The sequence below is a fragment of the Paenibacillus sp. JJ-100 genome, from assembly GCF_948329825.1.
Classification (GTDB): Bacteria; Bacillota; Bacilli; order Paenibacillales; family Paenibacillaceae; genus Paenibacillus.
This window is the reverse complement of the sequence record NZ_CAOJCM010000001.1, coordinates 710,844-735,817: the sequence shown is the minus strand read 5'-3', so window position 1 is coordinate 735,817 and position 24,974 is coordinate 710,844. Positions and strand designations below refer to the sequence as shown.

At 45.2% G+C, this 24,974-nt stretch carries 23 protein-coding genes; all 23 read right to left on the bottom strand.

Annotated features, from left to right (window positions below):
• Window positions 1–82 precede the first annotated feature (82 nt).
• The 23 genes from recA to PQG66_RS03525 all read right to left on the bottom strand — a co-directional run bounded on the left by recA (window position 83) and on the right by PQG66_RS03525 (window position 24,800).
• Entirely contained in the window at window positions 83–1,147 is a 1,065-nt protein-coding gene (gene recA, locus PQG66_RS03635; RefSeq protein WP_272036447.1) for a recombinase RecA, read from the bottom strand.
• Between the two features lie 246 nt (window positions 1,148–1,393).
• Complete coding sequence (locus tag PQG66_RS03630; protein ID WP_272035210.1) at window positions 1,394–2,650, bottom strand: competence/damage-inducible protein A; 1,257 nt, start codon at window positions 2,648–2,650, stop codon at window positions 1,394–1,396.
• Between the two features lie 109 nt (window positions 2,651–2,759).
• Complete coding sequence (pgsA, locus tag PQG66_RS03625; RefSeq protein WP_272035208.1) at window positions 2,760–3,347, bottom strand: CDP-diacylglycerol--glycerol-3-phosphate 3-phosphatidyltransferase; 588 nt, start codon at window positions 3,345–3,347, stop codon at window positions 2,760–2,762.
• A gap of 315 nt (window positions 3,348–3,662) precedes the next feature.
• Window positions 3,663–4,154 carry a YajQ family cyclic di-GMP-binding protein gene (locus tag PQG66_RS03620; RefSeq protein WP_272035206.1) on the bottom strand — a complete coding sequence of 164 codons (492 nt, stop codon included), beginning with the start codon at window positions 4,152–4,154 and terminating at the stop codon, window positions 3,663–3,665.
• Between the two features lie 149 nt (window positions 4,155–4,303).
• The gene (locus PQG66_RS03615) at window positions 4,304–4,468 is read right to left on the bottom strand and encodes a hypothetical protein (protein WP_272035204.1); all 165 of its coding nucleotides are present in this window, start codon (window positions 4,466–4,468) and stop codon (window positions 4,304–4,306) included.
• Between the two features lie 73 nt (window positions 4,469–4,541).
• Window positions 4,542–5,624 carry a helix-turn-helix domain-containing protein gene (locus tag PQG66_RS03610; RefSeq protein ID WP_272035202.1) on the bottom strand — a complete coding sequence of 361 codons (1,083 nt, stop codon included), beginning with the start codon at window positions 5,622–5,624 and terminating at the stop codon, window positions 4,542–4,544.
• 66 nt (window positions 5,625–5,690) lie between these two features.
• Window positions 5,691–6,458 carry a DUF3388 domain-containing protein gene (locus PQG66_RS03605; RefSeq protein WP_272035196.1) on the bottom strand — a complete coding sequence of 256 codons (768 nt, stop codon included), beginning with the start codon at window positions 6,456–6,458 and terminating at the stop codon, window positions 5,691–5,693.
• A 197-nt stretch (window positions 6,459–6,655) separates the two neighbouring features.
• Window positions 6,656–6,919, bottom strand: a complete 264-nt coding sequence (locus PQG66_RS03600; protein WP_272035194.1) for a DUF3243 domain-containing protein — start codon at window positions 6,917–6,919, stop codon at window positions 6,656–6,658.
• Between the two features lie 187 nt (window positions 6,920–7,106).
• Window positions 7,107–7,856 carry an elongation factor P 5-aminopentanone reductase gene (gene ymfI, locus PQG66_RS03595; protein ID WP_272035192.1) on the bottom strand — a complete coding sequence of 250 codons (750 nt, stop codon included), beginning with the start codon at window positions 7,854–7,856 and terminating at the stop codon, window positions 7,107–7,109.
• 71 nt (window positions 7,857–7,927) lie between these two features.
• The gene (gene yfmH / locus PQG66_RS03590) at window positions 7,928–9,208 is read right to left on the bottom strand and encodes an EF-P 5-aminopentanol modification-associated protein YfmH (protein ID WP_272035191.1); all 1,281 of its coding nucleotides are present in this window, start codon (window positions 9,206–9,208) and stop codon (window positions 7,928–7,930) included.
• A 2-nt stretch (window positions 9,209–9,210) separates the two neighbouring features.
• Window positions 9,211–10,494: an EF-P 5-aminopentanol modification-associated protein YfmF gene (gene yfmF, locus PQG66_RS03585; RefSeq protein WP_272035189.1), complete on the bottom strand. Its 1,284-nt coding sequence runs from the start codon at window positions 10,492–10,494 to the stop codon at window positions 9,211–9,213.
• Window positions 10,495–10,620: 126 nt separating this feature from the next.
• Entirely contained in the window at window positions 10,621–11,445 is an 825-nt protein-coding gene (gene sleB / locus PQG66_RS03580) for a spore cortex-lytic enzyme (RefSeq protein WP_272035187.1), read from the bottom strand.
• 178 nt (window positions 11,446–11,623) lie between these two features.
• Window positions 11,624–14,404, bottom strand: coding sequence for an FtsK/SpoIIIE family DNA translocase (locus PQG66_RS03575; RefSeq protein ID WP_272035185.1), 2,781 nt, complete (start codon window positions 14,402–14,404; stop codon window positions 11,624–11,626).
• A 90-nt stretch (window positions 14,405–14,494) separates the two neighbouring features.
• Window positions 14,495–14,728 (bottom strand): YlzJ-like family protein, encoded by a 234-nt coding sequence (locus PQG66_RS03570; RefSeq protein WP_272035183.1) that lies wholly within the window; start codon window positions 14,726–14,728, stop codon window positions 14,495–14,497.
• The gene (locus tag PQG66_RS03565) at window positions 14,725–15,486 is read right to left on the bottom strand and encodes a ClpP family protease (protein ID WP_272035180.1); all 762 of its coding nucleotides are present in this window, start codon (window positions 15,484–15,486) and stop codon (window positions 14,725–14,727) included. Before PQG66_RS03565 ends, PQG66_RS03570 begins: the two co-directional genes overlap by 4 nt.
• Before the next feature lie 245 nt (window positions 15,487–15,731).
• Window positions 15,732–17,381: a ribonuclease J gene (locus PQG66_RS03560; protein WP_442955031.1), complete on the bottom strand. Its 1,650-nt coding sequence runs from the start codon at window positions 17,379–17,381 to the stop codon at window positions 15,732–15,734.
• A 513-nt stretch (window positions 17,382–17,894) separates the two neighbouring features.
• Window positions 17,895–18,773 carry a 4-hydroxy-tetrahydrodipicolinate synthase gene (dapA, locus tag PQG66_RS03555; RefSeq protein ID WP_272035177.1) on the bottom strand — a complete coding sequence of 293 codons (879 nt, stop codon included), beginning with the start codon at window positions 18,771–18,773 and terminating at the stop codon, window positions 17,895–17,897.
• 47 nt (window positions 18,774–18,820) lie between these two features.
• Window positions 18,821–20,038 carry an aspartate kinase gene (dapG, locus tag PQG66_RS03550; RefSeq protein WP_272035175.1) on the bottom strand — a complete coding sequence of 406 codons (1,218 nt, stop codon included), beginning with the start codon at window positions 20,036–20,038 and terminating at the stop codon, window positions 18,821–18,823.
• 298 nt (window positions 20,039–20,336) lie between these two features.
• Window positions 20,337–20,933, bottom strand: coding sequence for a dipicolinate synthase subunit B (locus PQG66_RS03545; protein WP_272035173.1), 597 nt, complete (start codon window positions 20,931–20,933; stop codon window positions 20,337–20,339).
• Window positions 20,930–21,829, bottom strand: a complete 900-nt coding sequence (gene dpsA, locus PQG66_RS03540; protein ID WP_272035171.1) for a dipicolinate synthase subunit DpsA — start codon at window positions 21,827–21,829, stop codon at window positions 20,930–20,932. The genes PQG66_RS03545 and dpsA overlap by 4 nt, the downstream gene beginning before the upstream one ends.
• A 174-nt stretch (window positions 21,830–22,003) precedes the next feature.
• Window positions 22,004–22,447 carry a dUTP diphosphatase gene (dut, locus tag PQG66_RS03535; protein WP_272035170.1) on the bottom strand — a complete coding sequence of 148 codons (444 nt, stop codon included), beginning with the start codon at window positions 22,445–22,447 and terminating at the stop codon, window positions 22,004–22,006.
• A complete protein-coding gene (locus PQG66_RS03530) occupies window positions 22,413–23,693 on the bottom strand; it encodes a M16 family metallopeptidase (protein ID WP_272035168.1) in 1,281 nt (426 codons plus the stop codon). The genes dut and PQG66_RS03530 overlap by 35 nt, the downstream gene beginning before the upstream one ends.
• 111 nt (window positions 23,694–23,804) lie before the next feature.
• Window positions 23,805–24,800, bottom strand: coding sequence for a polysaccharide deacetylase family protein (locus tag PQG66_RS03525; protein WP_272035162.1), 996 nt, complete (start codon window positions 24,798–24,800; stop codon window positions 23,805–23,807).
• Window positions 24,801–24,974 lie beyond the last annotated feature (174 nt).

Genomic DNA, 24,974 nt, shown 5'->3' with positions numbered 1-24,974 from the left:
TTTAACTAGGTAAGCATTAGCGTTCGCTTATACAAGCTCTGTACGTGTCAGAAGACAGGATCATCTGACACGTAGAGAAAAATTACTCGTTAATTTCGAATAACTCTTGTTCTTCAGCCGCTTCTTTTTCCTGTTCTTCGTTAGTTGGTACGGGAACAGCAGTCGTCAAATTGCTGGCTTCACGAATTTTTTGCTCAATCACATCCGCGATCTCTTTATGTTCTTTCATAAACTGCTTCGCATTCTCACGGCCTTGGCCCAAACGTTCGCCTTCGTATGAGTACCAAGCACCACTTTTATTCACGATATCCAGCTCTGTACCGATATCAATGATACTTCCCTCTCTGGAAATACCCTCACCATACATAATATCAACTTCTGCTTGTTTAAACGGAGGTGCTACTTTATTCTTAACAACTTTAATACGAGTACGGTTACCTGTAATGTCATTGCCTGATTTGATACTCTCGATACGGCGTACGTCGAGACGAACCGTGGAATAGAACTTCAGCGCACGGCCGCCAGGTGTCGTTTCCGGGTTACCAAACATAACACCCACTTTTTCACGAAGCTGGTTGATAAAGATGGCAATTGTTTTGGATTTGCTAATCGCACCGGATAATTTACGCAATGCCTGGGACATCAAACGTGCCTGCAAACCTACGTGGGAATCACCCATTTCGCCTTCAATCTCTGCTTTTGGTACGAGAGCTGCTACAGAGTCGATAACAATAATGTCTACTGCACCACTGCGTACAAGAGCCTCGGCAATCTCCAATCCCTGCTCTCCTGTATCCGGTTGAGACAAAAGCAATTCATCAATGTTAACGCCCAGTTTGCTTGCATAATTCGGATCAAGTGCGTGCTCTGCATCGATAAACGCAGCTTGTCCACCAACACGCTGAACTTCTGCAATTGCATGCAATGCAACGGTTGTTTTACCTGAAGACTCAGGTCCATATATTTCAACAATACGGCCTTTAGGCAAGCCGCCTGTTCCTAATGCAATATCCAAAGCCAAAGATCCGCTGGGGATGATTTCCACATTCATGTGAGTTGACTCACCCAGTTTCATAATGGAACCTTTACCAAATTGCTTCTCTATTTGACGGAGCGCCATATCCAGCGCAGCACGACGGTCTGACAATAAACTCACACCCTTTACTGTTTATAATGTAATGATACCTTGTTTTAACTCGTTTGCCAAGCTTTTTTTCGAACATACATTCGTTTTTTTTGTTCAGGCCGAGGCGCCTCTTCCTCATGAAAATCAATATAAAAATAGAAAAAGAACCGTAAACAAGGCTGAAAAGCCTCATTTTACGGTTCTTCCGTCTCTATCCATTATACTGCCTCTTCCTTAATCATGCAAATGCAATCAGCAACCTTCTAATTAATCAATAGCCACTAATTTTTTCCACAGTCGATACAAAATTGCTTTTGCCGAACGAATGCGGACTGTCTCCCGATTACCATTGATGCGCAGTTCGTGAATCTCTGTTTCTTTCCCGCGTTCAGCCAAAGCGATAAACACAAGTCCTGGCGGTTTACGTTCCGAATATCCTGGACCAGCAACCCCCGTAATAGCCAAACCGAAATCTGCATCACCAATCATACGTACCTGCTCTGCAAGAACTTTTGCGACTTCAGGGCTAACCGCGCCAGGTGCATCTTTGCCTTCCAGATAACTATGCGGTACATTCAACAGCTTTTCCTTTATCTCATTGGAATAACATACAATGCCGCCTTTCAGCATAGATGCACTACCAGGCACAGAAGTAAGGCTCTGCATTACAAGTCCTCCTGTGCAGCTTTCAGCTGCACTCAAGGTCAGACCCATATCTGACATCATAGTAACAATCGTGTACTCAATAGGTACATCCTCGTTAGCGTAGAGATGTTCGGACAAACGTTCGCGGATCTGCGCCTCCATGGTGTCTAGCTTCAGCTTGGCTTCTCCTTCAGTTGCGGCCTTGGTGGATACACGTACAGTCACTTCCCCCTCACTCGCATAGGGAGCGATTGTAGGATCTGTCTGTCCGTCAATAAGGTCCAGCAACCGATCTTCCAACGCAGACTCACCAATTCCAGCGAATTTTAACATACGGGAATATATCGGCATTTCTTCTGTAAGAGCATGCTGGAACAACCAAGGCTTCACTTCTTGCTCAAACATAGGGATCAGTTCTTTGGGTGGTCCAGGCATAACGACATAAAATTTACCATTATCAGCAATAGCATTACCAGCAGCCAGCCCTGTCTCATTCGCCAAAGGTGTCCCACCTTCAATGACAATAGCTTGACGCCGATTATTTTCTGTCATCTCCACATTCCGATCCCGGAAAAATCCTTCAATTTTGTCCATCGCCATGCGGTCTATATGCAAGTTTCGATTCAATACAGCAGCTAGTGCGTCTTTGGTCAAATCATCTTGAGTGGGGCCAATGCCTCCGGAAAATAAGATAATGTCTGCTCGTCCCGTAGCGATACGTATCGCTTCGCTGAGTCTATTGAGGTTATCTCCAACCACCGTCTGGAAATACACGTCGATCCCCATAGCAGCAAGTTCCCGGGAAAGGTATCTGGCATTCGTATTCACAATTTGTCCTAATAATAGCTCTGTCCCGACTGCGATAATCTCTGCCTTCATTTCAGTATCCTCCTGTGTACTTGTTGAGTAATCAAAGGGCAATAGGAACAGTTCCTATTGCCCTTTAACCCGATGAGTACTTCATCATTACCCATTTCAGCATAAATGATTACGCTTTTGATAGGTTAAGCAAATTTTTGTTTTTGATAAAGTAATCGATTCCAGACCAGATGGTGATCAGAGCTGCCGCCCATACGGCAATAACATCAACATGAATACCTGTGTATGAAAACGGAAAATTGTTTAGCAGCAGCAACACAATTGCGATGATCTGCACGACCGTCTTCAATTTACCCCAAGCACTCGCAGCAACAACCGAGCCATCAAGCAAAGCAATCTGCCGTAGACCCGTCACAGCGAATTCACGGCTGATGATAACTACTGCAATCCATGAATCCAGCTTACCCATCTGAACCAGTGAAATCAGAACTGCGGTAACCAGCAGCTTATCTGCGAGAGGGTCAAGCAACTTTCCCAGATTGGTGACCATATTGTTTTTCCTTGCAAGATAGCCGTCTATTCCATCCGTGCTTGCAGCAACGATAAAAATAAAAGCAGCAATTAATTGGTTATACGGAAGCACCAAGCTTCCAAGATGTAACGGCTCCGGATAAAACGGAAAATCCACGAGCAGGAACACCATCAAAAAAGGGATTAAGCAAATTCGTGCAAGCGTAATCCGGTTGGGTAAATTCACAAGACGCCCTCCCTCTGTATCCTCCATTACTTCAAACATTCACCCTAATTCCGTATTCATCATCTGAGCAGGAATGAACGCTTGAACCGTCGACTTGTATTTACATGTAACCCTATGTAGAAACGCAAAAATAAAGTCAACCGCTCAAACGCAAAACCGCTTTGAAACGCTCCGGTGACTTTCAGAAGTGTACTGCTTTTCACAAAGTCAGCAAACGATGAAGACTGGACTTGATGCGTGACTGCCAGCAATGCACATTTAGTATAATATATGCGCCAATACAGTGTCAAAAAGACATTGCTGCACCGGAACTTCTTATTTAAAGTTGGTATATTGCAGGTCTAGAGGCAAATTAGCTCCATTAAGCATCTGCATTACTGCTTGCAAATCGTTTTTGCTTTTCCCTGTCACCCGAAGCTGATCCCCCTGAATCTGACTCTTTACCTTGAGCTTGGAATCCCGGATCAGAATGTTAATCTTTTTGGCTATATCCTGGTCAATCCCCTGTTTGAAATTCAAACGTTGACGAACTGTGCCAGATGAAGCAGGTTCTACTTTGGAGTACTCCATGTTTTTCAGCGGTAGCCCCCGCTTTGCCATTTTAGATTGCAACACTTCAATGACAGCCTTTAATTTGGTTTCATCGTCCGAAACAATTGTTAAAGCATCCTTGTCAAGTTTCAAGCTACTCTTGCTACCCTTGAAATCATAACGATTGCCAATTTCCTTTTCCGTTTGTGTAACAGCATTAGTCAGTTCCTGCAAGTCCATTTTGGACACAATATCAAATGAATTTTCTGAACTCAAACCGAGTCACCCTTTCAGTTTATCATATGTTCTGTAACATTATAGAGTAAACGTCAAGCAAAAGTCTAATTTTAGCCTTACTGCTCATAGAAAAAAGCATTTTTGGCGTACCGTCCGGTCGCCAAAAATGCTTACTAGTCCAGCTACTTCTAATAACGACTACGGTCAGGTTGTCTGAACATATCCAGCACACCCAAAACGATATGTGCAAGCCCAAAGCCCAATATTCCGTAACCCCAGGCACTTGGAGTCAGATAATAACCCAGGAGGCTGACAATGATCCCTAAACCGGTTACGATCCAGCTGACTGTCATGGCCTTCCACCTCACTTCACCATAAGATAACTGCAATTGAAGACAAGCTTATTGTCTCCTGCAGTCAGTGAGGTTATTCGTTACTGGAATTTCCGCTTGCTGGGGAATCGCCAGTATTGATGTCAGATGTTCCGTCAGTTCCTGTAGTCGAAGCAGCACTATCGGTATCCAACTTGAGACGAATGCGGTTGGTCGCTTTTCCATCGGTTACCACTTGGCCGCCCACATCAATAGTCGTTGCAGCCGCATAACCAGATTTAATGTAGATTCCCGCCTCATCCAGCGTAAATGTGAATACGTCTCCGTCGGCTGTATTGCCATATTCCAGCTTCTCACCACTGGAATTCTCGCCTTTATATACTTCAAGCCAACTTTTCCCTGTAGCTGTGATAGTTACCGTTACAGGCTGTCCTGCACTACCGCTAACTTTGAAGTTTGTAATATTGCCCGATTTCCCATCCTCTGAAACAGTGATTAGGCCCGGCGTGCTAGGGGTTACTCCCTCTTGATCCTCACCGGTCTGCTCACCATTTTGTCCATCAGTCTGTCCATCGGTTTGACCGTTATTTGGTTCGTCAGTCTGACCATTCACGTCAGTACCGCCACCGTTTCCACCAGCTTCACCCGTACCTGAATTATCCGTTCCAGGATCTGATACGGGTGGGGGAGTCACCTGTCCATTATCAGATGGGGGATCAGGCTTATCGTCAGCCGGCTTCTGACTATCTGTTATTTTTGTATCATCCAATCCTTGTGGATCCGTATCGTCACCGTTATTGGATGCAATATACAAATACAAAAGAACGATAATTAAAAGTGGAAATGTCCACATTAGAGCAACAGACATCCACCGATTACTCCGCTCTGTAGGTCGGCTTGAGCGTTTCTGAATTACGGGTTCCATCGTTGCTTCCGCAGTTTCTGCAGGTACGTCTTTTTTATGCCCTTCCAGCAGCTCATCCGGATTCAGTCCAACTGTTTCCGCGTAGGTTTTAATAAATGCGCGCACATAGAAGCTACCAGGTAACACTTTGTAGTCCCCTGCTTCTATCGCCTCCAAATACCTCTTGCGAATTTTAGTCATTTCCTGTACGTCATCGAGACTCATCCCTTTTTGCAGCCGGGCCTCTCTTAACTGCTGACCCAGTTCAGACATGCCATCTCCTCCTTATGTTTATCTCTATACTTGTTGATTATCTATTCCATGATTCCGTACGGTGCTTTATAGTTCATCTGTATAGCTAGCCGTAAACGTATCATAAATAATTTCTTCATTAGGATTATTACGCAATTCAATTATAATATCAAAATTATTGTAATCATACTCGGATTCCTGCACAAAAATATCAGGGTGCTCAATCACTTTGGTGCTTGGCATCGACATAATATCTTGCAGCAGATTATAATGTCTTTCGCTAGAGCGAATGGTGCTGACAATACCATCAATGATGAAGACATTATTCGGATTCAATTCGTCCTCGGACATCTGGCTACGGATCGTTTGCCGAAGAAGTGTAGAGGATACAAAGGTCCACCGCTTCATGGCACATACACTTCCTGCAATGATGGATTCTGTTTTGCCAACTCGAGGCATTCCACGTAAGCCGATCACCTGATTACCTTCTCTTTTAAATACTTCACCCAAAAAATCAACAAGTAACCCAAGTTCATCACGGGTGAAACGGAATGTTTTACGGTCATCTGAATCACGGTCAATATACCTTCCATGACGTACGGCCAGAATATCCACCAATTTAGGTTGGCGCAGAGCGGATACTGTAATACTGTTTACTTTACGAAGCATCTCTCCAAGCAGACGAATCTTCTCATCATCATCAGATTCAAGCAGCATGCCGCGTGTTTTTCCTTCCACACCATTTATGGTCAATATATTAACTTCAAGCATCCCCAGCATCGAGGCGATATCCCCCAGAAGACCAGGTCTGTTCTTATGTATTTTATATTCCATATACCATTGTTTAGTTTCCATTTTTACACCCCGTAATGCATTATTCCACATTATTCGACAACGTCAGAACGCGTTCACTGAACATCATTCTGGATCATCTTCTAAAAATGGGTCACGTTAATGATATATAAAATGAAAATGAATTACAAGAACAGCTCTGTAATCCGTTTGTAATCATTAGAGAAAAGCCCCCTTTAAGGGAGCTCTTCACCTCTTACTTATGCGTTTTGTTTGGCCAATTTGACCATCAGGCGCGCAATCGTACGACGCTCATCTGCATCGCCGACATCCCAAAGTTCCTTCAATGCCCGGTTGGAATGATTCGCCGGATCAACCTTTTCATCAAGGAAGTCACCGATCTCGTATGCCAGTTTGTTGATGGTATCTTCACTCATCCCCATCTTCTCTGCTTGCAGTACGCGATCACCCAAAAACTTCTTCCAGGTGTCAAAGTTAGAAACTACTGTCTTTTCTGTTGACATGATAAATCCTCCTTAGCTGACGCATGAGATTTAAAATCAACAGTTGTAATATGCGCTTGCCGGGCATTTTATATACAGGCTATTAAAATAAATTAACGGTCCGTGTTGAACAACGAACACTATACCTTTAATCTTGTACTCACTTCCCAATGGGAGCCTAAGCTAAGTTGTTCTTTTAAACACAGATTTAAGTTAACCATCCTCCATTAGGGCTGATGATCTGTCCATTGATATAACCCGATTCCGGCAACGCAAGAAAATAAACCAGTGACGAAATTTCGTCCGGCTGCGCCAATCGTCCAGCAGGAATCTCTTCTTCCAACATCTTCAATTCACTCTGATCCAAGTGGTCTAACATCGTGGTCTGAACTGCGCCAGGAGCAACGGCGTTCACCGTAACGCCGGACGGAGCCAGCTCTTTCGCGAGTGCCTTGGTAAAGGCATTGACTCCACCCTTGGTCGTCGAATAGAGTACCTCACAGGATGCACCTGACAATCCCCAAATGGACGATACGTTAATAATTCGACCATATCGCTGGGAGATCATATGCGGCATCATCTCCTGTGTACATAGAAAAGTACCTTTCAGATTAATAGCCATCACTTCATCCCAGATTTCGTCTGTCACATCCGCGAGTAGACCATAATGAGATATCCCCGCATTATTTACAAGAATATCTGGCAACAGCTCATGCGACGCTAGTTTCTCCCGCATACGCTGAATCTGTTCCCTGCTGCGAAGATCTGCGGAAACCGTCATAATGCGTCCGTTCCCCTTCTCCATGCAACGCCTCGCTGCTTCATTAGCTGCTTCATGTGATTTCATGTAGTGCAATACAACATTCATACCTACACTGGCAAATCGTTCTGCAATCGCTGCTCCGATTCCCCCACTTGCGCCGGTAACGAGCACAGTCATTTCCCCAATAGCTTTCATTGTCGTCCCCCCCAATAGCTGTTCACTTCAGCCCTTATAGCCCTTTTAAATCGTCCAGTTCCCTCTCCAGGTTAAGGACTCACAACGAGCGATACAGCCAGTTGTTCCCAGCGTATATGCTCTTTTAGTCTTTGATTCACATCTTCTAGCGTAATTGATTCGTAGAGCGAAAGCATATTGAAAAAGTCACCGCCACGGAATTGCATACGCGTAAATTCATTGGCGATATTCTCTGGTGAATTCAGCATCCGTAAATAACCGCCGATTTTCTTTTTGCGCGCACGTTCAAAGTCGGCAGCGTCGAACCCTTTTTCCACCAACACGTTCACTTCTTCACGCATCCTGTTCAACAGTTGATCCGGATCCTTGGTATCTCCACCGACTGCAGAAAAGGCATACTGTGAGGAACTGATATAATCGTGCCCGAAGCTGTCGGAGATCAGATCTTCATCATAAAGCTTCTGAAACAGCCGTGTGCTTGACCCAAACAATAGATCCATCATCAACTGTGTGGTTGTATCCCGGCGCAAAAGCGCTTCTCCTGTAAGCCCAACTTCTGTTTCCTTAAATCCAAACAAACATTTTGGCAGGGAAACGGATAACCTGGCCTCGCGTCTTGTCTCTCGAACTTGCTCGGGTTCAGGCTCAAAAAAGCGCTGAATCAGACCCTGCGGCTCGTAATTCTTCTGTGCCTGATTAGATCGAACCATACCGATGACTTGCTCAGCATCAACACCGCCCACGACAAACAAAAGCATATTGCTGGGATGGTAAAACGTGTTATAACACGTATACAACGTTTCTTTGGTAATCGTGTTAATGGATTCAACAGTGCCCGCAATGTCAATATGCACCGGATGTTTTTGATACATCGCTTCGATTAACCCGAAATAGACCCGCCAATCCGGATTATCAGCGTACATATTAATTTCTTGTTCAATGATGCCTTTTTCCTTATCGACATTTTGGTCTGTGAAATACGGATTTTGCACAAAATCAACTAATGTTTGTATATTTTCGTTTATATTTTCAGTTGCCGAAAACAAGTATACAGTTTGATCAAAACTCGTAAATGCATTTGCCGAAGCGCCATGAGAAGCAAACGTTGCAAAAATATCACCCGTTGGTTCCTCAAACATTTTGTGCTCCAGAAAATGAGCAATGCCATCAGGCACCTTCACTTCGTCCTGTCCTTCCACTTGAAAGTGGTTATCCACTGACCCATATTTAGTCGCAAAGGTGGCATATGTTTTCTGGAAGCCTGGTTTGGGCAAAATATAAACATGCAGTCCGTTATCCATCACTTCGTAATACAATGTTTCCTGAAGATGTTCATACCGAATGCTCTCCACGATTACTCCCCCTTCTCGTCCCGCAAGAAATAGATCGTATCCAGACGGAACTGCTCTGCGGCTTCACGAACATCCTGCTTACTGATCTGCTCGATTTGAGCAAGCAACTCCTCAGCTGTTCTCTCCTTACCAGACAACTGACGGTTAAAATCGTAAGCAATCATTTCAAAGGCAGCATCCTGCATTTCCTTCAGCAGATTGCGAATCATCGCTTTGGTCTGTGACATCTCCAGATCGGTGATATGACCATGTTTCATTTCCTCAAGCTGTTGCTTGATAATGGTCACTGCTTTTTCATAGTTGGGAATTTCAATACCCGATTGAATCGTAGCAATACCTTTGTGCCCATCATATCTGGAAGATGCATAATAGGCCAAGCTTTCTTTTTCACGAACATTGACAAACAACTTGGAATGAGGGTACCCGCCGAGAATCCCGTTATACATCAGTGCTGCAGCGTATTGGTCATCTGCATACGTAATGGACGTACGTAGACCCATATTCAGCTTGCCCTGACCAATGTTCAGCCGTTCAATAACCGTATTCGTCTCTTCATCCCCACGAATCGCCGCCTGAGCCTGATAATCGGAGGAAGATGTGCGTTCCAGATTGAAATGACGCTGCACAAGTTCTTCCACTTCTTCAAGGGTCGTATCTCCAACCACATACAAGTCCATACTCGCTTCCCTTAACCAGTTCTCATAAGAAGAGGTTAGCTCGGAAGCATCAATAGCTAGTAGCGCTTTTCGTTCTCCTAGTGGATGAAGTCTGTAAGGCTCATGCTTGCACATTTCTTCAATACAGCGCTCAGCCGCATAACGCATTTTGTCATTAATAATCGACTCCAGCTTTTTACGAACCGTCTCTCGTTCTGCTTGTACGTATGACGTTTTGAAGTGCCCATTTTCGCGTGCAGGCTTGGTCAGTACTTCGCCTAGAAACGCAAATGAACGATCCAGAAGCTGCTGCTCTCCGCCGCCGACAAAAGAATCGTTAATGGTATCCATGCGGAACTGCACAATCTGATAATCGCCACGTTTGTAGACATCAAAACCAAATCCCGCTCCATACAGATGTTCTAATTGCTCACGAAACTGCGTTGTTTCCGGATAAGATTCGGTCCCTCGTCTTAGTACAAACGGTGTCAACGCCACAGGAGTAACCGTCTCCTCACGTAGAGGAACTCCAGCATACAAGGAAATCGCGAATGTTTTGAAACGTTGGGTTGGAAGTACATGTATTCGTAACTTTTTCTGGCTACCCCGTTCGAATTCTGCGGTATTCAAATGTCAAAACCCCTTTACGGCGTCATTTAGAACCAATCCCATCAAGCTTAAACGTAACCACCATTTTAAACCATTCAAAAGCCAAGAAGCAACCGAAGTCATGGCTTCTGGTTGCTTCTCCGCCAATTACATACAGAAGATATGCTGTCCGATGGTTTTCACCTGTGGACGTGTCCAAATCCATTTGGAAGTAGCTGTTCTAGGGTTGAAATAATACAAGCAGCCACCGGAAGGGTCCCATCCATTCAGAGCCTGTTCTACAGCTTTTTTGGCCTGCTCGTTCGGTTCCAAATAAATTTGTCCATCTGCTACCGCTGTAAATGCGAGCGGCTGAAAAATGACCCCTGAAGGAGTAGATGGAAAATTGGGGTCATTTACGCGATTCAAAATTACAGCAGCTACCGCTACCTGTCCTTCAAACGGTTCCCCTCGTGCTTCGCCATATACGGCATTTGCCATAATCTTGATTTCGTTTTCGGTGAGACCTAGTGAATTGGCAGATCCCATATTATCCTGCTCTTTACTAGCCGTATTTCCACTTCCTCCTCCGGTAGATCCGCCTTTATGCAAAGGGGGTTCTGTAGGTGACCACTTGGTGCTGGCATTGTACAACTTCAATTTTGTTTTTGCTCCAACCACGCCGTCTACCTTCATTCCAAATTCGGATTGGAACCATTTCACTGATTTAAGCGTTCTGCTACCAAAATTACTATCAATTTTGCCATTGTAGAAACCCAAATACTTCAGGCGGCCCTGAAGTTCATATACATCCTGGCCGTAACTGCCGTATTTCACCGTATTGTTACTAAAGGTCGGCATTGCCTTTTCCTCTGCCGGAGTGTTGTTCTGAACTGCCTGTTGAGGTGCTGTATGCTCAGGGAGTAAATATCGAATTCCCAGCGCAGCGATCAGCAAAATAGCTGTGAAAAGCCATAGGTTCATTTTTCGCATCGACTATGCTCTACCTTTCTCTTGTGGGATTTAACAGAATCGCTAACGTTATTATGACAAGCAGACCTGCTTCCTATGCACCAAATCAGCCGAACTCTGGAGCAATTGGCAAACCCCAACGATTCTCCACAACAAAAAAAACCTCCAACCATAATGGTTGAAGGCCCTCTGCGCTTCTCTACGAGCTTATTTTGTTCTGTTGATACTGTTCTAGCGATACCAGCACTTCACGCGGCTTGCTACCCTCATACGGCCCAATGATCCCTCTAGCTTCCATGGAATCAATCAATCGAGCGGCACGCGTATATCCAACCCGCATCCGTCGCTGCAAGAGTGAGACCGAAGCTTGTTTTGCTTCTAAAATGATCTGTACAGCTTGCTCATACAGCTCATCTTGTACTTCTTCGGTGGCCTGATTGGAGTCGTCCACTTCTGGAACGAGCGATTCATCATACTGCGCTTCACCTTGACCACGAACGTAATTGACGATGTTCTCGACCTCTTCATCACTCATAAATGCACCCTGAACACGAATCGGTTTGGATGCACCCATTGGCATGAATAACATGTCACCACGACCCAGCAGTTTCTCCGCTCCACCCATATCCAGAATAGTACGTGAATCGACCTGTGAGGATACGCCAAAGGCAATCCGTGAAGGAATATTCGCTTTGATTACCCCCGTAATAACATCCACAGAAGGTCGCTGCGTAGCAATGATAAGATGGATGCCGGCTGCACGAGCCATCTGCGCAAGACGGGCAATCGCATCCTCTACATCTCCAGCCGCTACCATCATCAAGTCAGCCAGCTCGTCTACAATAACCACAATATAAGGAAGTACCGCTGCCGGGTTATCCTTCATCAGATTATTGTATCCCTCGACGTTACGTGTACCTGATTTGGAGAAAAGTTCATATCTTTTCTCCATCTCCACTACGATTTTCTTAAGTGCTAGCGATGCCCTCTTCGGATCGGTCACAACCGGGGCCATCAGATGGGGAATTCCGTTGTATACATTCAGTTCGACCATTTTGGGATCGACCATCAGAAATTTGACTTCATCCGGTTTGGCTTTGTACAGAATGCTGGTGATAATGCCGTTAATACATACTGATTTGCCTGATCCGGTAGCCCCTGCCACGAGCAAATGGGGCATTCGAGCCAGGTTACCAATAATGGTCTGACCTGATATATCCCGGCCAAAAGCAATGGTCACTTTGGATTCAGCTTCTTGGAAGGTTGCTGTCTCCATGACTTCTCGCATCGTTACTACCGACACCTCACCATTTGGTACTTCTATACCAATAGCTGATTTCCCAGGAATCGGGGCCTCCATCCGAATATCCTTAGCAGCCAAGGCGAGAGCGATATCATCCGTTAGACTAACAATTCGGCTAACTTTGACACCAATATCAGGTTGGATTTCATACCTTGTCACTGCCGGGCCTCGGACAACCTCCAGCACTTTGGCACGTACACCGAAGCTTTCTAAGGTCGCCTCCAGCTTGCGTGCGGTCTGCATATAATCTTTCTGGTCTCCGCCCTTCCCTCCGTTATTAGGCTTGGCCAAAAGACGGAATGAAGGCAGCTTATACGGCTTTGGTGGTGGAGGGGGCGGTGTGACTGGTTGCAAAGAATCTGCTCCCATAATGCCCTCTTCCGATGCAGGGTCAACTCCCTCTCCCAAAGGTTCTCCATCAGATATATGATGATGAGCCTCATCTTGAATCACCTCTGTTGAACCATGCGCACCAGTCCAATCTGCTTCGACCACTTCATCTGTAAATTTAATGTCGTTTCGGTCAGCTTGATCCGTGGTGCTACCGTAATCGCTCAAGTCATCCGGGAACGGATATGCATCATCCAGATCGTCATCCTTATGTGAGTCTTCCGCTCTAACATGTTCAAAAAAGTCACGGATGATCGGTGCAGAGTCAGCTCTGGACTGAACTACCGGGTCTACCGCACCTACTGTGGCCGCAGCGGTTCCTTTGTTTACCGTTTCAGACTCTTCATACCAAGTCTCCGAAGACGATTCCTGTCCAGCACGATAAACAATTTGTTCTGACTCGAGCACATCCAGCTTTTCAGATGGGTTCTTCAATTCTGATGACTTACGCTCAGCCCCAGCCCCCCATTTTCCAAAAAGTTGGAAGAAGATCGGAGCTTTACGTTTTGGCAGTTGCCCTTCTTGGGCATCGTACAGATCGTACTCATCGTCTTCCTCTTCGTCGTCGACTGGGACAGTTGCCAATTTCCGAGCGTTGCCTTTTTTAGCGTTCGCAGAGGTTGAAGAAACACGTCTTGCTGGTCTTGACTCCAGCTTTTTGTACATGGAACTACCAGCGTCCCAGATTTTTGTTCGGAAAATCCGTATCAAATCCACATATGACAAACTGGTAATTAGCATGAAACTGATCACAAACATAACAATCATAATGAGCCTAGCACCAAGACTACCGAACAACCACAAGAACAAAGCGAACTGACCCGCACCCAGGTATCCTCCACTGATGTCCTTATTCAGCATGGAATCGCGTTCCCCCGGTGCAGCAGGTGTTAGAAGTTCAGTTTGCATATCGTTATGTACTTGGGTCAAAACCGCACCCGGCTCAAGTGCCCCAACTGGGATCAACTTCTGATGCATTGCGGAAATTGTACTCATTAGGGATAATGCAAAAACCAGCAAGACCAGTCCAGTCTTGCGAGAAGTCCAGCCACTAGGCCACTTTCGGTGAATCATCACCATTAAACCGTAATAAATACCCACCAGTGGAATCGCAAAATAAAACTTACCAAGCATCAGTCCAAACATCTTGGAAAGCGATCGTCCTACGGTGGCTTCTCCCGATAGTGCTATAACAGCCAGTGTGATAAGCACAATGCCGTAAATTTCATATTTTAAGACGCCGCTAAATCCGGCACCCTTCTTTTTCCTCTTTTTTCTTCTGGCCAAAATCAGGTCACCCCCAGAAGAATATTATACCATACAAATATAATCCGTACATATGTTCTTTTTATGCACCATTTGTCTGAATCCGTCGCGTTATGTTGGACCCGTGTTACCCGAGAGCGGCACTGTTGAGCCCGGTAGGTTGGCCGGATTCAAATACGCCTCAAGCGGACAGTCAAGCAGACGTACAATTACGGCTTCCGTATCATTCAACGGTCTAACCTGCATCAACAAACCATTCATGCGGATCTCTTTTGTCTCCTCAGCCTCCGTCCACATTCCTGACCATAGTTGCTCCGGAGGCATGACGGTATACATCGTTGTCATTGCGTGTATCCCCCTGCTTGTATCATCTGTCTCTTTTCTCCCATAAGTTTATTTAATTGTGTAATTGCTTGACCAATGCCACCAACAGCATCCATCAGTCCATATTTTACTGCATCAGAACTGCCTACAGCTGTTCCAATATCACGGTTCAACTCTCCTGTCTTAAACATCAATTCTTTGAACATATCTTCGGATATGTTGGAGTGTGATGTTACAAAACGAACAACTCGTTCCTGCATTTTTTCCATGTATTCGAATGTTTGTGGTACACCGATCACAAGTCCGTTCATACGAATCGGGTGAATCGTCATTGTGGCACTTCCAGCAATAAGGGAATATGTCGAAGCAACAGCAATAGGCACACCAATACTATGTCCTCCCCCAATAACCACCGTCACGGTTGGTTTACTCAAAGAAGCAATCATCTCCGCAATGGCCAGCCCCGCTTCCACGTCGCCACCTACCGTATTGAGAATAATGAGTATGCCTTCAATTTTTGGATTTTGTTCTGCTGCTACAAGCTGTGGAATGATATGTTCATACTTGGTTGTTTTGTTCTGCGGCGGTAAAATCAAATGCCCCTCTACCTGACCGATAATCGTCATACAGTAAATGTTGGATTCACTAGCTGGCGATTGAGTTTGACCGAACTGCTGAATCGATTCAGTGACAGGTGAAACCTGTTTTTCCTCCTGCATTGGCGTCTCTGGAGCCTCTGTCTCGGGCTGATTGGATTGTGGTGTTTGCTTGTTATTCATGTATTTATTCATTTATGCAGTCTCCTTCTCCTGAACGATGTAATGGTGTATCTTTACCTTAGTATGGGGAATCTACCAACAAGCTTATACTTTACCTGCACAATCATTTCCATGGATCTTCCTTCAAAACGGTTCCTTATTTCCCTAAAAACGCAAAAAAGCCCCTTCTCTACGAGGAACCGTCCAATATTACTCGTAGAAAAGGGGCGACTGTGTGCCTATATATAGGTTTGGATAATCTTCATTTAAACTTCCATAATGATTGGCAAAATCATCGGTCTGCGACGAGTTTGCTCATAGAGGAAACGTCCCAGTGCATCTTTTACATTCGTTTTGAGGGATGCCCACTCATTCACATTTTCACTCATAAGCTTCTGCAATGTGCTGCTAACAATGCGGTTAGCCTCATCAAGTAGTCCTTCAGATTCACGCACATACACGAATCCGCGAGAGATGATGTCAGGACCGGAAACAATTTTACCATCCTGCTTGCTGAGCGTGACCACAACAACAAGGATACCATCCTGAGACAACAGTTTACGATCACGCAGTACAATGTTACCTACGTCACCCACACCCAGACCATCAATTAACACGTTACCTGCGGTTACTTTACCCGCTTTGCGCGCTGCTCCACCTTGAATCTCTACAACTTCACCAATGTCTGTAATGAAGATGTTGTCTGGATCAATTCCTACCGATTCAGCAAGAACCGCATGACGACGCTGCATCCGGAATTCACCGTGAATTGGCAGGAAGTATTTCGGTTTCATCAGATTGAGCATTAACTTCAATTCTTCTTGACTACCGTGACCCGATACGTGAACGCCGCTATTAGCACCGCTGTAATGCACGTGTGCGCCAAGACGGAACAACTCATCAATCGTACGACCAACATACTTTTCGTTACCTGGTACAGGGGTTGCTGCAATGATAACGGTATCTCCAGGAAGGATATCCACTTTGCGATGTGTAGAGCGCGCCATACGCGTTAAGGCAGACATCGGCTCGCCCTGGCTACCTGTGCACAGAATAACCACACGATCTGCGGCCATTTTGCCTACTTCTTCCGGTTCAATGATCATGCCATCCGGAATCTCAAGATAACCTAGATCTGAAGCAATTCCAACCACATTTACCATGCTACGTCCGATAACTGCAACTTTTCTTCCAGTTACCTCTGCTGCATTGATCACTTGCTGAATGCGATGTACGTTGGAAGCGAATGTCGCAACAACGACACGCTGGCTTGCCTTACGGAAGATATCTTCCAGTACGATTCCTACATTTTTCTCCGATGGTGTGAATCCAGGCTTCTCTGCATTGGTACTATCTGACAACAACGCGAGTACGCCGTTACTCCCAATTTGTGCCATACGTTGAAGATCCGCATATTGACCATTCACTGGCGTATGATCAAATTTGAAGTCACCTGTGTGAACAACTGCACCTTCCGGTGTTTCGACGCATACGCCGACCGAATCCGGAATACTATGGTTAGTAGCAAAGAACGATGCTTTCAACGTTGAACCCAATTCGATCACTGAATCTACATTGATGAGAATACGTTTTGTCTCACCCAGCAAATTAGCTTCTTTCAATTTGTTCTCTACGAGACCCAAAGTAAGCTTAGTTCCGTATACAGGAACATTCAAGTGTTTGAGAACATATGGCAAACCGCCAATATGATCCTCGTGTCCGTGAGTTAGAACAATGCCTCGTACTTTATCACGATTCTCGGTCAAGTACGAAATGTCAGGGATAACAATATCAATACCAAGCATATCTTCTTCAGGGAATTTAAGACCAGCGTCTACGACAACAATGTCATTTGCGTATTGGATAACATACATGTTTTTACCAATTTCGCCTACGCCGCCCAGTGCAAAAATCATCAATTTCTCGTTATTATTATTTTTCTTAGACAAATGAATCTGAACCTCCTATGGTAGTTGGACGTCGTACCTTATTATTTATTGTAAGTTAAGAAAAGTAGTTCACGCATTACTCCCTGAAAATTGGGATTAAATGCAAAAGAACACCTTTATTCACGATATTTGGAAGAAGTTCTTCGAAGTTATTCCTCTTCACCAACAGGTTGGATCTGAATTGTCCCTCTTAGCCGTTCCTTCCTTTTTCACCGCAAAGCCACATCAGCAAAACGATGTCGCTTTCAATTTCAAAAAAATACCGCACCCAGTCACTTGACATCATTATACATGATTAAAAACAGAAAAAACAAGTCACTCTCTCGTTAACCTGTAGTTTCCCCTTCCTAATAAAAAAGAAACCTTACGATACTCTATAAAAAAAAGAACCGCAGCCTCATTCTCAGAGGTGCGGTTCTTTCGTTAAACAAAGCGTTTATGCTTACATTGAATAAAGCATCACGGAAATCAACCTGATATTTACAGTTGAAGTAAATTTTTAATATAATCTTGTTCCTCTGCCGTTGGCGGAATTAGAGGCAATCGCACTGAACCTACGTTCAGTCCTTGTAACGTCAAAGCATACTTAACTGCTACCGGATTTGGCAAAGGCTGTGGACATTCAAACAGACCCTTAAAGAGTGGAAATAACTTCTGATGTATTCGTGTCGCTTCAAGAGGATCACCACCGTAAAAGGCTTCGATCATTCTCTTCATCTCTGCTCCGACTACATGACTCGCCACGCTAACAATACCGTGAGCTCCAACAGCGATTGCGGGTAGACCCGCTGCATCATCTCCCGAATACACTCTAAAATGATCTGGAGCACTCGTTGCAATCAATGTCACCTGCTCCATAGAAGCACATTCCTTTGTCGCCACGATATTCGGAATTTGTGCCAGACGCAAGGTCGTTTCGGCAGATAGGTTTGCAACAGTACGCCCGGGCACATTGTAAAGCATCACTGGCAGAGCAGTAGCAGCAGCAATCTTTTCAAAGTGTCTGTACATGCCTTCCTGACTTGGCTTGTTATAGTATGGAACGACTAATAATACCCCGTCTACTCCAACACGTTCAGCTTCTTGTGTCATATGAATCGAATGCGCCGTGTTGTTGCTGCCTGTTCCCGCAATAATCTTGCACCGTCCGGCCGCATGTTTCACTGTAAATTCGAATAATTGAACTTTCTCCGTATCAGTTAGTGTTGGAGACTCTCCTGTTGTCCCAGAAACCACGAGAGTATCCGACTTTTGATCAACGATCAGATAATCGATGAGACGCGCCGTTTCCTCCCAATGAATCTCTCCTTGTGCATTGAACGGAGTGACCATTGCTGTAATCAATCTTCCAAAGTCCAATTTGATTTCCTCCCTCAAAACAGGCCTGACTCCTCTAAGTTCGGTCTTTACAAGTGAAGTTCAAATGAGGCGTGTAGTGCCCTCAGGGCCTGAACCATATCTTCTTTTTTGACAAGCACCCAGATCGTTGTATTGGAATCCGCGGATTGCAGAATCTGAATGTCTGCAAGTGTCAATGACTCTACGATACGAGCCATAATTCCGGGTACTCCGTTAATTCCCCCGCCTATAACGGATACTTTGGCACAGCCAGACAAGCTTTGAGGCTTAAGACCAATCTCCTGTAATACACGTATCGCTTTCTCGGAATCACTATCAAACACCGTATAGACGACTCCCGAAGGGGTAACATTAATAAAATCAACGCTGATTGCATTCTCAGCCATCGATTTAAATACTTTCAGTTGTAGGTGATCCGTACCGCCAGGAACATCTACTGTAATTTGCGTAACGTTACTTACATAAGCAATACCTGTAACATAACGGTCGATAATGCCTGTCTGTACATCCTTAAATCCTTCGGGATGTGTGACCAGCGTTCCCTCGGTATCCGCAAATGTAGATCTTACCCGTACCGGTATTTGGGACTGCATGGCAATCTCAACCGCTCGCGGGTGAATGACTTTGGCACCATGGTGGGCCATATTGCATATCTCCGCATAACTAACTACGGTCAGTGGACGAGCATCCTCCACAATCCGGGGATCAGCAGTAAGAATTCCATTCACGTCCGTGTAGATATCCACTATCTCGGCTTGGAGTGCAGCTCCCAGAGCTGTAGCGGATGTATCACTGCCTCCACGTCCCAGTGTGGTGAAATCCCCCTTCTCCGTCTGTCCTTGAAATCCAGTTACAATGGCCACACGACCCAATTGAAGCTGTTCAAGCACGCGAACAGGACGGACATCCAATATTCGGGCATTCCCGAAATTGTCATCCGTCACAAATCCCGCTTGTGCACCGGTCAATACTGAAGTTGGAATGCCCTCATTTTCTAATAAACTACTTAATGTTGTTGCAGATATAATTTCACCACAGCACAGCAGTAAATCCTTTTCGCGTGCTGACAGTGCGTTACCGTTCTGTGAAGCCCAGTCTAAGAGCGTATCTGTTGCATAGGGTTCGCCACGACGACCCATAGCTGATACAACAATTACCAGGTTAAAACCTGCTTCAAGCTCACGTTTCACATGCCGGAGCACATGCTCTCTTGCCTGAACGGTAGAGAGAGAGGTGCCACCGAATTTTTGTACCATAATACGCATCTTTATTCCTCCATTTGTGTACGCAAGAAGATGGGACACGGGTCAAATCAACAAATGGATCACCCTTGGGCGCGTTCCGATGCGTAATCTCAGCAATGTATACGGCATGTATGAATGTATTTCAAATACATTCCCTGCTTGCTGTCAGATTATCGTCGGCAAGCAGGAATGCCTTTATGAACAGGAACGTGGTTAGAGGTAGCTGCATAAGCAACTATCGTCCCCCATGATTTTCTTTGTCTCTCGAACCCTTCATCAATTCTCCTAGCGTATAGCCGTTATTGCCTGTCGGTGATCCTTAAGCTTGTGAAGCACGCTCCACAATCATTGGTTGCAGTTGCTTACCTTCAAGTGCACTCCAGCAAGCTTCCGGAATCAGCTCCATTTTGGCAACTAACGAGTTTGGTTTTTTGATTGGATCATCTTGACCAAATGGTACAAAATACAAATATTTGGCCACTAACAGTTTAGCAATATTCGCTGCGTTCAGACCAAGACCATCATTCGTCGATATAGCGAGCACAAGCGGACGCTGATTACGCATCTGTGCTTTCGCAGCCATAAGTACCGGGCTGTCTGTCATTGCATTAGCCAGCTTGCTCGTCGTATTTCCCGTGCATGGAGCAATGACCATCACATCAAGCAACTTAGAGGGGCCTAAAGGCTCCGCGTCAACAATTGTAGAGATAATATCATTGCCCGTTATATCCTTCAATTGTTTTTGCCAATTCTGCGCTGTGCCGAAGCGTGTATCCGTCGTCAGTACCGAGTTCGAAATAATCGGAACAACGTTCGCTCCTTCGGCTACAAAACGACTAATGACAGGCATAACCTCTTCAAACGTGCAATGAGACCCCGTAATTGCGTAACCTACCGTTTTACCCTGCCAGTTCATGATTTAACCTCCCGTGCGTTCTGTTCTTCCAATAGCAAACGGATAAGCGCGTCGGCAATAATGCCGCCAGCCGTTTTGGGAGCAACAATACCGGGGAGGCCTGGTGCAAGCAGTGCCTTGATGCCGCGTTTGTCGGCATATCTGAAATCACAGCCGCCAGGGGCAGATGCGAGATCAATAATGACTGCTTTTTGAGGCGTTCTGGACAGGATTTGTGCTGTGATTATCATAGTCGGTATCGTATTAAAAATCAAGTCAACATCCCCGGTTTGAGTGGCTAAATCCGTTGTCATGAAAGGCTTCCAGCCCATGATTGCTGCGCGAGCAACATCTTCATTTCGCCGAACACCCACTCGTACATTGGCTCCGAGCCCTTGCAGTGTTTTGGCTAAAGTAAACCCTGTTCGACCGATGCCGAGCACGATGCACTCCGACCCATGTATTGTGAAATCCGTCTCCTTAATTGCGATGGCAATGGCTCCCTCCGCTGTCGGAATGGAGTTGTATAGCGCGATGTCATCACGATCGAGCACTTCCACAAGTCGAAGGCCGTTTTCCTGACAGAGTTCACGCAAAAATGGTTTTGCCATGCCTGTAAAAACGGTACAATGCTCCGGCAAGGCTGCCATATGTTCTTTTTTTAAATAGATGGAGTTGCTGCTAAACGAAGAGCTTATCTTCCCTTGATCATCACAACTCACTACTGGCAATACCAGCACATCAGCAGAAGCAAGCACATCATCTTCAAGTTCGCGGTGTTCGATGCCTGGAATCAAGCGTTCCAGTTGATCGAAGCCTACCACACTAACCGCTGCATCCAGCTCGGCGCACTTTTGAATGACTTCTATTTGCCTTGCATCTCCGCCTAGAACGACAATCCGGACTCCAGTCAGCATCGGGACGTCACTCCTTTCACCACATGTATGCCTTATCGTATGCAACTGCCCACAAGTGGGTGAAAAAAAATTGAACCAAATCTATATTTAACGCAAAAAAGCCGTCCTACGAAGGACGACTGTTTGTATAAGTAAACAACTATATATTGGATTAGAGTATAGATATGCCTTGCGTTACTTGCCTGTGTGGCCAAATCCACCCTCGCCGCGCACGGTCTCCGAGAGTTCAGCCACTTCTGTCAGTTCAATCGCTGGTACTGTCTGGAATACAATTTGAGCAATGCGTTCCCCGCGCACAATTGTAAACGGCTCTTGACCCAAGTTAATGAGTAACACCTTGACCTCACCGCGATAATCGGCATCAATCGTGCCTGGTGAGTTTAGACAAGTAATTCCATGTTTGAAGGCTAGTCCACTGCGCGGACGAATTTGTGCTTCCAGTCCGGCTGGCATCGCCATCGCAAGTCCAGTCGGGATCAAAGTACGCTGTCCCGGCTGTAGCACAACCTCTTCTTCCAGTGCAGCAACAACATCAAAGCCTGCAGCCAATTCAGACATTTTTTGAGGCAACTTGATATCCTCATTACCTGGTAATTTCTTTATTTGAACGTAATGCAACTAAATCATCCCTTCTCAGTCCTGCAATCGACTTGTCTGATGCTCCTACCATAGCGAGAGCAAACGGTTCCGCGAACATCAGATCAAGTACAGCGTCAATATCATTCATCGTAACTTGCTCAATTTTGGCGATCATTTCGTCGAGCGTATGGTGTCTGCCCAGCATCAATTCATTTTTCCCAAGACGATTCATGCGGCTACCAGTACTCTCCAGACTCAGAATCAGACTTCCTTTCAGCTGCTCCTTGCCTTTACGCAGTTCATCCTCGGATAGACCATTAACAGCCAGGTCACTCAGCACTTCCTTCGTCAAATCCAGCACTTCTTTGGTCTGTTTCGGAGCCGTACCCGCATAAATCGTGAACAGACCGCTGTCAGCATGAGAACTGTGATAGGAGTACACGGAATAGGCGAGTCCACGCTTTTCACGAATTTCCTGGAACAGTCTGGAGCTCATGCCACCACCAATCGCATTGTTCAACACAACCATAGCAAATTGCAGTGGATCTCCAATTTTGCAGCCTGGGAATGAGATACAGATGTGATTCTGCTCCGTTTTCTTTTTATGGAAGAGTTGTCCGCCATGGAACGCCGGCATTGTCACTTCCTCCGTTACCCCTTTGACATCAAACGCCCCAAAGTGTTTCTCCATCAGATCAATCACACTGTCATCAATGTTGCCCGCAATGCTGATAACTGTGTTCTCGATGGTGTAATGCTCCTTCATATATGCACGTAAATGGCTGGAATCCATCGCTTTAAGGCGTTCTTCTGTACCCAGAATTGGATATGCAAGTGGATGCTCGCCATATGCCGCCAAAGCCATCAGATCATGAACCATATCATCAGGCGTATCTTCATACATTGAGATTTCTTCCAAAATCACGTTTTTTTCTTTGACCAATTCATCCTCATCCATTTTAGAGCGGAAAAACATATCGGACAACACATCAACCGCAATCGGCAAATGCTCATCCAACACTTTTGCATAATAACAGGTATATTCCTTTGATGTAAATGCGTTCACGTTACCGCCGATGGCGTCAAACTGCTCCGCAATGGCTTTGGCATCGAAACGATCCGTGCCCTTAAAAAGCATATGTTCAATAAAATGGGAAACCCCATTATTTTCGGCCTGCTCATTGCGTGAACCTGTTTTGACCCATATTCCAAAAGACACGGAACGACAGGTAGGAATTTGCTCCATCACGACTCTGAGGCCATTGCCCAGCTGAATTTTTTTCACGGTTGGCCCTCCTACATCTCTATAATTGCCTTGATTTCAATGATCTCTACAATACAAGATTCGAAATCGACATTTGGTCCCAACTTTTTGATATTAACAAAAAAAAGGCGTTCACTCAACCGAAGCCATCTTTACCCGTTCCGAAGACAACGTATCACTCACTGTCCCAAGCTCAAGTCCCTTGGCACGAATCGAATCAATCATACCTTTCAACGCCCCTGCCGAAGAGGCTGTAGGATGCATTAGAATTAATGAACCTGCTTCGGTTTTGCTTGCGATTTTGGCGATGACAGATTCCGGACTTGGTTTCCGCCAGTCCACTGTATCCACCGTCCATAGAACAGTTTGTAGTCCCATGGATGCCGCAATATCTACTGTTTTTTGATTGAAATCACCTGAAGGTGGTGCAAACCAATGATTTTTCACCCCAAGTGTTTGCTGTAGAAGGTCTTCCGTTTTGCTAATTTCCAACCTTGCCCGTTCGGCACTCAAACGACTCATATTTGGATGTGAGTAAGCATGATTGGATAGCTCATGACCACGCTTCTGAATTTCTTTGGCAAGATCCGCATTTTTGCTCAGCCAGCTTCCATCCAGAAAAAAAGTAGCTTTCACTTTTTCAGCATCAAGCGTGTCCAACATCGGAACAATAAATTCATTCCCCCATGCCACATTGATCATAAAGGACACCATCGGTTTACTTTCGTTTCCTCGGTAAACGGGATGAGCTCCTAAATCTTTTAATTGAATTTCGGGCTCAATCTGGCGATATACATACGAAATTTTGGTGTTTAGTGTGCCACCAAGTGCTCTCCGGTAGGTTTCTTCCACGTCGATCTCTAGACCATTATAACCGGGAATCGCTTTCCACACCCGGTCAACTCTCGCATTCACAGGAGCAATTCGAGTTTCGACTGCCTTATCTTTTATCGCAGATAACAATGATTCTTCCCCAGTTGCTTCTTTAAACATATCAAACGCATTTTGGGTACCGGGGCCATCACGGATCTCCGTAATGTATGTACGTACACTGTCGACTTGTCCAATTAGCATGACCGATGCCACACCCGCAAGAACAAACGCCAGTTTTTTGGATTGGTTTCTCACAGCACCATCCTCCTGCCATCTTTGTCCCCATCATATGAGGACAAGGGCAAGAATATGATTAAAAAGCTATATCTTTTGGAAAGATGTATTTTGATTTTTTGAACGTTAAAAAAAGAGCCAGAAATTCGCATTCTGTCTCTTCATTCAATCTTACCTATGAGATTTAAACTTCAG